The 10,900-nt window shown below is 39.6% G+C and carries 9 protein-coding genes and 1 other RNA gene; 8 read left to right on the plus strand and 2 right to left on the minus strand.

Annotation, left to right across the window (positions count from 1 at the left end; translation table 11 throughout):
• The first annotated feature begins 53 nt into the window (after positions 1-53).
• Both tilS and GQR46_RS10070 read left to right on the plus strand, forming a co-directional pair.
• Positions 54-1,373 carry a tRNA lysidine(34) synthetase TilS gene (gene tilS / locus GQR46_RS10065; protein ID WP_165740862.1) on the plus strand — a complete coding sequence of 440 codons (1,320 nt, stop codon included), beginning with the start codon at positions 54-56 and terminating at the stop codon, positions 1,371-1,373.
• On the plus strand, positions 1,374-1,727 hold the full coding sequence (locus GQR46_RS10070) for a hypothetical protein (protein ID WP_165728542.1): 354 nt from the start codon (positions 1,374-1,376) through the stop codon (positions 1,725-1,727).
• Between the two features lie 29 nt (positions 1,728-1,756).
• Here GQR46_RS10070 and GQR46_RS10075 read toward each other — a convergent pair whose 3' ends face one another.
• Positions 1,757-2,653, minus strand: coding sequence for a GGDEF domain-containing protein (locus GQR46_RS10075; RefSeq protein ID WP_024590733.1), 897 nt, complete (start codon positions 2,651-2,653; stop codon positions 1,757-1,759).
• Positions 2,654-2,786: 133 nt separating this feature from the next.
• Here GQR46_RS10075 and GQR46_RS10080 point away from each other — a divergent pair, with 133 nt between their 5' ends.
• On the plus strand, positions 2,787-4,760 hold the full coding sequence (locus GQR46_RS10080; RefSeq protein ID WP_165740863.1) for a monovalent cation:proton antiporter-2 (CPA2) family protein: 1,974 nt from the start codon (positions 2,787-2,789) through the stop codon (positions 4,758-4,760).
• Positions 4,761-4,769: 9 nt separating this feature from the next.
• Here GQR46_RS10080 and GQR46_RS10085 read toward each other — a convergent pair whose 3' ends face one another.
• Entirely contained in the window at positions 4,770-5,915 is a 1,146-nt protein-coding gene (locus GQR46_RS10085; protein ID WP_165740864.1) for a patatin-like phospholipase family protein, read from the minus strand.
• A gap of 239 nt (positions 5,916-6,154) precedes the next feature.
• Here GQR46_RS10085 and GQR46_RS10090 point away from each other — a divergent pair, with 239 nt between their 5' ends.
• From GQR46_RS10090 to GQR46_RS10110, 5 genes are all read left to right on the plus strand, one after another.
• Entirely contained in the window at positions 6,155-7,030 is an 876-nt protein-coding gene (locus GQR46_RS10090; RefSeq protein WP_165740865.1) for a DUF3014 domain-containing protein, read from the plus strand.
• A gap of 139 nt (positions 7,031-7,169) precedes the next feature.
• Positions 7,170-7,266, plus strand: an RNA gene (gene ffs, locus GQR46_RS10095) — signal recognition particle sRNA small type.
• 133 nt (positions 7,267-7,399) lie between these two features.
• Positions 7,400-8,029, plus strand: coding sequence for a TnsA endonuclease N-terminal domain-containing protein (locus GQR46_RS10100; RefSeq protein WP_165740866.1), 630 nt, complete (start codon positions 7,400-7,402; stop codon positions 8,027-8,029).
• Positions 8,022-9,845 (plus strand): Mu transposase C-terminal domain-containing protein, encoded by a 1,824-nt coding sequence (locus tag GQR46_RS10105; protein WP_165740867.1) that lies wholly within the window; start codon positions 8,022-8,024, stop codon positions 9,843-9,845. The genes GQR46_RS10100 and GQR46_RS10105 overlap by 8 nt, the downstream gene beginning before the upstream one ends.
• A 2-nt stretch (positions 9,846-9,847) precedes the next feature.
• Positions 9,848-10,849, plus strand: a complete 1,002-nt coding sequence (locus tag GQR46_RS10110) for a TniB family NTP-binding protein (RefSeq protein WP_165740868.1) — start codon at positions 9,848-9,850, stop codon at positions 10,847-10,849.
• The last annotated feature ends 51 nt before the right edge of the window (positions 10,850-10,900 follow it).

The following is a 10,900-nucleotide window of genomic DNA, read 5'->3' on the forward strand; positions in this document are numbered from 1 at the left end:
TGCGGCTTTTTTGCTTTAAAATGTTCAGAGTTTTTATATAAAAGTGCGCCCATATGCATACATCAGCAATTTATCAGCAATTAAAAAAATCATTAAATAGCTATATTGAGCAAGGTAACACCGCTTTTACAGTGGCGCTTTCTGGTGGCGTTGATTCTGTGGTGTTGTTGCATTTAATGCGCACTTTAAAAGAAGATAACCCTGCAATTAATATATCGGCTATTTATGTTCACCATGGTTTGAGCCAGTATGCTGATGACTGGCAACGCTTTTGCCAAAATTTGTGCAGAGAGCTTAATGTGTCCTTTGAAGCCGCGAAAGTAGTTATTGAGCAGCAGTCGCGCACAAGTCTTGAAGCCCAAGCACGCGACGTCCGTTACAAAGCACTTGATGAACTAAGTCCAAAAGGCAGTATTATTTTACTGGGCCAACATTTAAACGACCAAGTAGAAACATTTTTACTGCGCTTAAAGCGAGGTTCGGGTTTAAAAGGGCTTGGTTCTATGTATAAAGAGCGCTTGCTGCAAAGTGGGCGTATATGTTTTAGGCCATTGTTAAGTGTAACGCGCAGCGATATAGAAGCGTTTGCAGCGCAGTTTAATATTAACCACATAACCGATGACTCTAATACAGATGAAAGCTTTGACCGTAATTTTTTACGCTCAAAAATAGTACCGGTGTTAGCTGAGCGCTTTAATGGGTTTGAGCAATGCACTGCACGAAGTATTGAGTTGCTACAGCAACAGCAAACACTACTTGATGAATATACACAGCTCGATTTAAATAAGTGTATTAACGAGCATCAAGCACTTTGCATTGGCCAGATAAGCGAATACAGCGCAGCGCGCATTGCAAATATAGTACGTGCGTGGCTTGCACTATTTACACAAGTGATGCCATCGCAAAAGCAGCTCGAGCAAATTATTAATCAAGCAGTTAATGCAAAAAATGACGCACAAATGCTAATTGATTTAACAGATGGACGAATACGTCGTCATCAAGGTTATTTGTACTTTGTAACACCAAGTGCAGAATTAACAGATGCTGAGCTTAATTATATTGAGCTGAATCATTCACAGCTAAAACTTGCAGACGGGCGCTTATTAATTAAAAACACCGGTTGCGGAGTAAGACCTCCAAAAGCTAATGAACAAGTAACAGTGCGCTTTAATTGTAATAGCGCACGTATAAAACCACTTAAAAAGCCGGGTAGCAATACCGTAAAACATTGGTTTAAAGATGCAAAAATAGCACCCTGGCTTCGCGCCAGTGTGCCGCTTATTTTTTATAATGATGAATTAGTTCAAGTGGTTGGTTATTTTATAAGTGCTAAGCATATTGATGAAAATGGTATTTTTTGGGAGTGTAAATAAATGAGTAAACAGCCGCATGTTGGTTTGTCGTTAGTTACTAAAGCGCCAGTGGGTATGCTAATAACGGCCGTTATAGCTATTATTGCTAATATTTTACTTGAGCTAAATATAGTTACGCTAGGTTATGCAGTTGCGGGTGGAATTGTATCTGCAGTGCTTTTATTAGCTTATTGGTTAGGTAAAGGTGGATTGTTTTTTATTTTAGGCGTGAGCCTGCCACTGCTTTTAGTATTATTTACACCGCTTGCTACTATTACTGCATTACTTAATTTAATTAGCGGATTCTTTTTTGGTTTTTGTGCCGCGTTGTTTATTTATAATTTGGTAAGTGCAAAGCCTAGCGGGGGAAGTTAGGCTTTTTATTTAATGCAGTTAAGTAAAGACTAATATGCTTTTGCGCAGTTTCTGCCAGATGCTTTTGCTTTGTATAAACCTTTATCGGCGCGAGCAAATATTTCAGTTTCGCTGTCTTGGCTGTTAGCTAAAGTAAAACCAATACTGGTTGTTACTTTATACTTAGACATTAGGGGCGATTTTCTTACTAAGCACATTATCCGCTCAGCAATCACTTTATTCGTTGTAAACTCAGGGTCTTCAATAAGTAAAGCAAACTCATCACCACCAAATCTAAATACCGAATCAGTGCCGCGTATGCTGCTACACAGTACTTTTGAAAACTCTTTAAGTGTATCGTCACCAATTTTATGGCCAAAGTTGTCGTTAACTTGTTTAAAGTTATCTAAATCAAGCAGCATTAAACTAAATGGACGCTGGTAACGACGGCAGTTTTCAAGTTTTTGCAGTAAAAAGTCATTAAACTGACTACGGTTATTTAAGCCGGTTAATGCATCCTTTGTGGCAAGCTTTAATACTCGGCTATACATCATCGCATTACGAAGTGGATAAACCAGCGCAGTATGCAAAGTATGTAGCTTTTTCTCAATGGCTTGACCAAGCGGGAATTTACTAAAATAAATTAGTTGCCCTAAGTGTTCTTTACCAATCGCCAAATCAAAAATATAGGGTGTACTATTTGTATCACTCTGTGATGTTTGTGTAGTTCCCAGTGTTGACTGAAACTGTAAACCAGAGAAATTTAACAATTGTTTTGTAAATTTTGCGTATATAGCTAAAACATCCTCAATCACTAAGCTAGTTTGTAGCTCTGTAACGAGTTTATGTGTTTCTGTTATTTCATTTGTTGGCGAATGTTCAGCCGAAAACGGCAAAAAATCACCGCGACCAGACACACGCTGCGTCAAAATATGGACGTTTTCCATTAAATTCTCCCCCGAGGGTGTTACTTTGCAATTACTAAGCGATTTTTGTGCCATATTTTAAAACTGGCTGAAAAACAGAAGGTTGCTATATTTAAAGTAAGTCCCTTGGTTTAATTGACGCGTGAGGCCGAATTTGCAGAGTATTAACGTTCAAATTTTTGGCTTGCTAGTGGCAGCAGTTCTTTTTGTGTGGTTTTTTAAACGCATTGGCTTGCCGCCTATTTTGGCGTACCTAGCAACGGGGGTTTTAGCCGGTAGTCATGGTATTGGTTGGCTAGCGCAATCTCATGAAATAGAGTTTGTAGCAGAGCTTGGGATTGTGTTTTTGTTATTTAGTTTGGGGTTAGAATTTTCTATTTCGCGGCTAATGGCAATGCGAAGCCTAGTATTTGGGCTGGGCTCGTTACAAGTAGGTATAACCAGCTTACTCTTCATTATTATTTTATATTGTTTAGACTTTTCCCTGCTCACCAGTTTTACCATTGGTACAATTATGGCGCTTTCTTCTACGGCTGTAGTGGTTAAGCTATTAAAAGAAACGGGTGAGCTTAATCAGCGCCGTGGGCAATTGGCCGTTGGTGTACTGCTTTTTCAAGATATTGCTGTTGTTCCTCTATTAATAATACTTCCTTTATTTGCATCAAGCGACTCTCAAAGTATTGGCTGGGCTTTAGCGTTTGCCCTAAGTAAGGGCGCATTTGTATGCGTGCTTCTTTGGGCAATTGGTAAATGGGTATTGCCCATTGTGTTTAAAGAAATAGCGCAAGTACGAACCGATGAGTTATTTGTGCTTACCACTATATTAGTAGCGTTATTTGCGGGCTTTTTAACGTATATGTTTGGCTTGTCTATGGCATTGGGCGCTTTTTTAGCGGGAATGATGTTAGGTGAGAGCCATTACAGGCATCAGTTAGAGGCCGATATACGTCCATTTCGCGATATTTTAATGGGGCTGTTTTTTGTAACTGTGGGTATGCAGTTGGATATTTTATTTGTACTGGCGCATATAGTAATAATTATTGGCGCATTGCTTGGGTTACTCGTATTAAAAATTACAGTAGTCGCACTTAGTGCGCGGCTAATGCATGAACGAAACCAAGATTCACTCGCCTGTGGCATTATGCTGTGGCAAATGGGGGAGTTTGGTTTTGTACTTATTGCACTTGCTGGGCAGCATCAGTTATTAAACTCAGAGCAAGTTTCATTTTTAATTGCCCTTGGTGTGTTATCAATGGCATTTACACCATTTTTGATTGATAAAACGCCATTTATTTTAAAGCGTTTGGGTATACTCGATCGCCCTAGTTTAGCGCTGGAGAGTGAGCCACAAAGTAGTACACTTTATAGTGACCATGTTGTTATTTGTGGTTTTTCGCGTGTTGGGCAAACTATAGCGCGTTTTTTAAAGCCCGAAGCAATAGACTACGTTGCCATTGAAAGCAATCCAATACTTGTTCAAGAAGGCAAAGCTGCAGGTGAGCCTGTTATATTTGGCTATGTTAAACAAAAAGATATTTTAAAATGCGCAGGAGTAGAGCGAGCTCGCTTGGTTATTATTACTTTTACAGAGCTTGATCACGCACAAGTTGTTATTGATGCCATAAAACAAATAGCGCCCAACGTTAAAATACTCATTCGTACCCGTGACGATAGCCAGTTAGATTATTTAAAAGGGCTAGGCGTAACCGAAGTAGTGCCAGAGTCGTTAGAGGCGAGCTTAATGCTCGTGTCGCATGTGTTGTCTATGTCGGGCGTACCGATGACGCGTATTGTGCGTAGAGTAAGTAAAGAACGTCGTAATCGTTATCCATTAATGCAAAGCTTTTACGCCGGGTATTTTAAAGATAGCGAAGATGCCTCAAGTGAACGATTAGAATACTTACATGTTGTAGCGCTACCTCAGCAAGCTTATGCCGTGGGTAAAACAATTGAAGATCTTAATTTAGAAAAGCGGCGAGTGCTCGTAAAAGCACTGCGCAGAGAAGGAGCCGAAATAGATACGCCATCAGCGCAAACAACATTATTGGCTAATGACGTTTTAGTATTACAAGGTAAACCAAGGCGTGTTGAGCGGGTAGAGCACTACCTGCTCGACGGAATCGAATAATGACCTAGATTAATCTAGCTCTAAAAATTCACGCATCTTAGGCAACTGCGCCATACCGTCTTCATAGCCAATTTGCATTAAATGCTGGGTGTAGCGTTTTTCAAACAATAGGTAACTGGTTAAACTCGATTGCGAATGCTTTTTTACACCTATGGTACGTAGCAATACTTTAATGGCCCATGGCATATCGTCGTAATACTGCGCTGCAATTGCGTTAAAGTTTTGCGAAGGGTTAATAACAAAGGTATCTATTTGTTTTAGCTCTTGGTGTTTATCGCGTGCAGGTAATAGCCCTAATGTTCGGTTAACACGAGCCAAACGCTCTAAATCCGATTGCATAGTGTCGGTAAATACACTGTCGAGTAAATGTCCCGCAACAGCCGATAAGCCAGGATAATGAGGGGAGTAACCCGGTGGGTGAAGCTCTTTAGGCTGGTCGACCCCAATAATAAATATTTTTTCAGCCCCTAAATGAATGGATGGGCTGAGAGGCGATAACTGATGTATAGAGCCATCCCCAAAGTAATGGTTATAAATATTTACACTTGGAAACACCATAGGGATGGCACTCGATGCCATTAAATGCTCAACGTTAATACGCGTAGCTTGGCCTTCGCGTTTAGCGCGTTGCCATGGTGTTTGTGTATTTGATTGAAAAAACGCAACAGAGTCGCCCGTGGTATAACTAGAAGCCGTAATTGAAAGCGCATCTAAATAATTTCGGTGTAAGTTACGCTCTATCCGGTGTAAGTCTAAAATCTCATTGAGCAAACCACGTAGAGGGCGATTATTTAGCAAACTCGCTGGTGGATGGTTAATATGTTCTGACTGAAAGCTCGTTAAAATATTACGCGCAATATGACCAAATACGCTTAAAAAATCACTTTTATAGACCATAGAGGTTGAAAAGTTTTTCCAAACTGATTCAAGCTTTCGTACAGCCAAATGCGCACAGGAGGCGTAACATGCTAACGCAGCTGAGTTAATAGCCCCAGCAGAGGTGCCATTTATTACTCTAAATGGCAATGGAGCAGTACGAGGCATACTATGAGCTAGCGCTTTAAGGACACCCACTTGATAAGCAGCACGTGCGCCACCACCTGTGAGTAATAAGGCAATTTTAGGTTTTTGTGGATCAACTTGCTTGATTTTCATATTGGTGGTTAAACTGTTCTACGTCTTTACTTTATTTATTAACTGTAAGTCTTTAAGCTAGAAGAATCAAAGGATAACTGCCCTAATACTTATTACATTGTTTAATCACCCAATTTAGTACTTAACTTACTTTGCTATAATTGCCGTATTATAAAATGTAATAGTATTTGTGTAAGAATGAATTTAATCCACTTAGCGTACTCTAAGTGATATCGCATTTTAATTTTTATGGAGTTCGTATGTCAGATAAACCAGAAGCATCAGATGTTCAAAAACGTCCACCTAATAACAATATTCTTTTCGCCGTTATTATTTTAATAGTCGTAGCATGTGCGGCCGCCTTCGTATTGCTAACACCCAGTGACGAGCAAGCAACACGCACTGAGGTAGAGCCCACAGTTAAAGAACAACCTATGATGGAGCTTAAACCCGAGAACGACCCCGTGGTAGATGCGCCGTCTGTAAATCCAGAAAAGCCAGCAGAGCTTGAAGTACCAGCACAAAGTCCAAGTGAGCCTGTGCAAGAAGTAGAGCCACTACCAACGCTTAACGAAAGTGATGCAGTTGTTGTTGCTAAAATGGACGAGTACCTAAGCGACTCAGTAATGAGCTTAATGGTGACCGACGATGTTATTCGTCGTGGTGTGGTATATGTAGATAACTTAGCAAAAGGAAAAATAGCTAAAAAACACATGCCTGTTGTACAGCTAGAAGAAAAATTTAGCGTGAATGAAGGTGATATCTTAACGATTAACCCTAACAGCTACGAGCGTTATACACCGTATGTGAAAATATTTACCAGTATGAGTGCAGCGCAAGCCGTTCGCATGTACGAAGAGTACAAGCCACTTATTAATAATGCATACAGTGAAATTGGTTACGGCGATGACGAATTTAATCAAACGCTAACCGATGCAATCGATTTATTACTTGATACGCCAGAGCCTGAAGGTGACTTGCCGTTACTTCGTGATTCAGTAACTTACCAGTATGCGTTTTCGGAGTGGGAGCAATTACCAGATGCACAAAAGCAGCTTTTACGTATGGGTCCAGAAAACATGAAAAAAGTAAAAGCAGCATTACGTAATATAAAAGCGCAGTTAGAGAACAATTAATACGCACTAAAATAGCTAAATACGCCGCGATTGTATATGAAGTATGCAATCGCACTTTCTTTTTAGATTATCCCTTGAATAACAGAGCAAAAGTAGAGATAATCCCTCCCGCGCCAACCAAGGCCCTCAATGGTAGTCTTATTGGTCCTCTCGCAACACTAGCAGGCGAACCTGGTCAGGCCCGGAAGGGAGCAGCCACAGTTTGTGACGTGTGTGCCGAGATGTGGCTGGTAAGACTGCCACCCAAATTCCTCATTTGGGTGTTGTTTGAAGTATAAGTTGACATATTTGTACTAAAAGATGGCATAAATTGGAAGTATAAGGTGGCATAGTCTAGTATTTAACCAAATGGTTAGATGGTTGACTCACATGTACAGAAGAAAACTCAAACACTCCCGTGTTAAAAACCTCCATAAATTTGCTAGTCAAAAAAATAAATCTACCTGTTTAGTTGAATCCTCTTTAGAATTTGATGCGTGTTTCCATTTTGAATTTTCACCATCAATAGCCGCATTTGAAGCACAGCCACTAGGTTACGAATATGAGTTTGATAACCGTATTTGCTGTTACACACCTGACTTTTTACTTACCCACACAGACGGCACGCAAAAATTTATAGAAGTAAAACCACAAAGCAAAATTGCTGACGAAGACTTTCGTGCACGTTTTATTGAAAAGCAAGCCATAGCTAAGCAAGATGGACGCGACTTAATACTGGTTACAGACAAACAAATCCGTGTGTATCCAACACTCAATAACTTAAAGCTTTTGCATCGCTACTCTGGTTTTCAGTCTTTAACAGAATTGCAAGCATCGGTGTTAGAACTTGTTCAGCAATACGAGTCTATTAAAGTGGGCCAGTTAGTTAGCTATTTAAAAGTAACTGCCGGTGAGCTACTTGCTACTGTGCTACGCTTATTATCTTTAGGGCAGTTATTTGCCGATTTAACTACAAATGAAATATCAATAGAAACAGCAATTTGGTCTAATAATGTTTAATGACGGGCTGTTTGAAGATGAATTTAACCAGCCATTACCAAAAGTAGCAGCCAAACTACCTCAAAATTACGCCAAAGATTTACAAGCCCTTCCTGAAAAAATTAAAACAACAACATTTGCTAAGCTTAAATATATTCAATGGCTTGAGACTAATATTCAAGGCGGTTGGACACAAAAAAGCCTTGAGCCTTTATTAAAAGTAATGCCCGAAGTTGAGGGAGAAAAAAAGCCCAGCTGGAGAACCGCCGCACGATGGTATAGCGCTTATACAAATGCAGATAAAAATATCATGGCGCTAATACCAAGACACCAAAAAAAGGGTAACAGGGAGCGCGATACAGCAACTGATAAGTTTTTTGAAAAAGCACTTGAGCGTTATTTAGTAAAAGAAAAGCCATCAGTGGCTTCGGCTTATAAGTTTTACGCAGATTTAGTTATTATTGAAAACGACAGTGTTTTAGGCAGTGTTTTAAAGCCTCTAACATACAAAGCATTTAAAAATAGAATCGATAATTTACCGCAATACGACGTTATGGTTGCTCGTTATGGTAAGCGCCTTGCTGATATTGCGTTTAATAAAGTGGAAGGGCATACACGGCCTACCCGAGTACTCGAAAAAGTTGAAATTGACCATACACCGCTGGATCTTATTTTATTAGATGATGAGCTACATATCCCGCTTGGTAGGCCGACACTCACCATGTTAGTTGATGTGTATAGCCATTGTATTGTTGGCTACTACTTTAGCTTCAGCGAACCCTGCTATGATGCAGTAAGGCGAGCGATGATGAATGCCATGAAACCTAAAAGTGAAGTGGCAAAGCTATACCCTGATACGGTAAATGAGTGGAAGTGTGCAGGTAAAATTGAAACACTCGTTACTGATAATGGAAGAGAGTTTTGGGGTAATAATCTTGAGCTTGCTGTTTGTGAAATTGGAGTAAACATTCAATATAATCCAACGAAAAAGCCGTGGTTAAAACCTTTTGTAGAACGTATGTTTGGCACAATTAACACTGAGTTACTAGATCCTATACCAGGTAAAACCTTTTCTAATATTTTACAAAAGCATGAATATAATCCCAAAAAAGATGCAATTATGCGTTTTACGACCTTTATGCAGTTATTCCATAAATGGGTAGTAGACGTTTACCATCAAGATGCCGACAGCCGTTTTAAGTACATACCGAGCCAACTATGGGAGCAAGGCTTTAGTACGTTACCACCAACAATGCTGAGTAATGATGATCTACAACGACTAGATGTTGTACTCAGTATTTCAATTCACCCTAAACTTAGAAAGGGAGGGGTATGGCTGGAAAACTTAAGGTATGACTGCACGGAGCTGTCTAATTACAGAAAGCAATTTAGTCACAACGTATCTCATAAGGTTTTAGTTAAGTTAAACCCCGAAGATATTTCTTATGTATACGTATACCTCGATAAGCTAGAGCATTACATAAAAGTACCATGCATAGACCCAAACGGTTACACCCAAAATTTAAGTTTGAATCAGCATAAAATAAACACACGCATCCACCGCGACTTTATTTCGGGCTCTATCGATAATGTAGGCTTAGCAAAAGCGCGTATGTTTATTCATAATAAAATTCAAAACGAGTTTGAAGCGTTAAAAAATGCGGCAAACCACTCAAAAGTAAAAGGGGGTAAAGCGCTAGCTAAGCATCAAAATGTCAGTAGTGATTCACAAAAATCAATAACTCAGTGCAAACCCGTAGAGGTCAAAAAGGTTACAGCTAAAGAGCAACCAACTGATAGCTGGGATGACTTTATTTCAGACTTAGATGGATTTTAATTATGCTGACCGATAAACAAAAAGAAAAGCTTAATGAATTTCGCGATGTATTTATTGAATACCCAATAATAACCACTGTATTTAACGACTTCGACAGATTAAGACTTGGTAAAGGGTTAGCGGGCGAAAAGCCCTGCATGCTTTTAAATGGCGATACAGGCACAGGTAAAACAGCACTAATAAAACAGTATAAAGAACGTCACTTACCGCAATTTATTAATGGAGTGATGAATCACCCTGTATTAGTAAGCCGCATACCGAGTAACCCTACACTAGAATCTACTTTAGCCGAGCTTCTTAAAGACTTAGGACAAATAGGCAGCACAGAGCGCAAACTGCGAGTAAATGGTACTCGATTAACGACATCATTAATAAAATGCCTAAAAACGTGTGGTACAGAGCTTATAATTATTGATGAGTTTCAAGAGCTAATTGAGCACAACCAAGGTAAAAAGCGCCGCGAGATTGCCAACCGATTAAAATATATTAACGACGAAGCGGGTGTATCAATTGTATTGGTAGGAATGCCGTGGGCAGCAAAAATAGCAGACGAACCGCAGTGGTCATCGCGTTTATTAGTAAGGCGGCAGCTGCCTTATTTTAAATTGTCAGAAAATCCAAAGCATTTTGTGCAGTTAATAATTGGCCTAGCCAACCGTATGCCATTCACCGAAAAGCCAAATCTAAGTGAGCAAGCAACAGTATTTGCTTTGTTCTCACTATCAAAAGGCTGCTTTAGAACGCTCAAATATTTTTTAGATGATGCCGTACTCTACGCTTTAGTAGACAACGCGAAAACCCTCACAACCAAGCATTTAGTCATAGCATTTGAAGTGCTCTTTCCTGATGTAGCAAACCTATTTACCTTACCCGTTACAGAAATTACAGCAAGTGAAGTCGAGCGTTATTCACTTTATAAGCCTGAAAGTGCTCAAGATGAAGATCCGTTTATAGCGACTAAGTTTACTGACCGAATGCCGATCAGTCAGTTGTTGAGGAAGTGAGAAAAAATTTACATATCTAAATTAAACTTGCAGGAAGTTACTGAATCTCAA

The organism is Pseudoalteromonas sp. Z1A6, assembly GCF_011378745.1.
Lineage (GTDB): Bacteria > Pseudomonadota > Gammaproteobacteria > Enterobacterales > Alteromonadaceae > Pseudoalteromonas > Pseudoalteromonas arctica.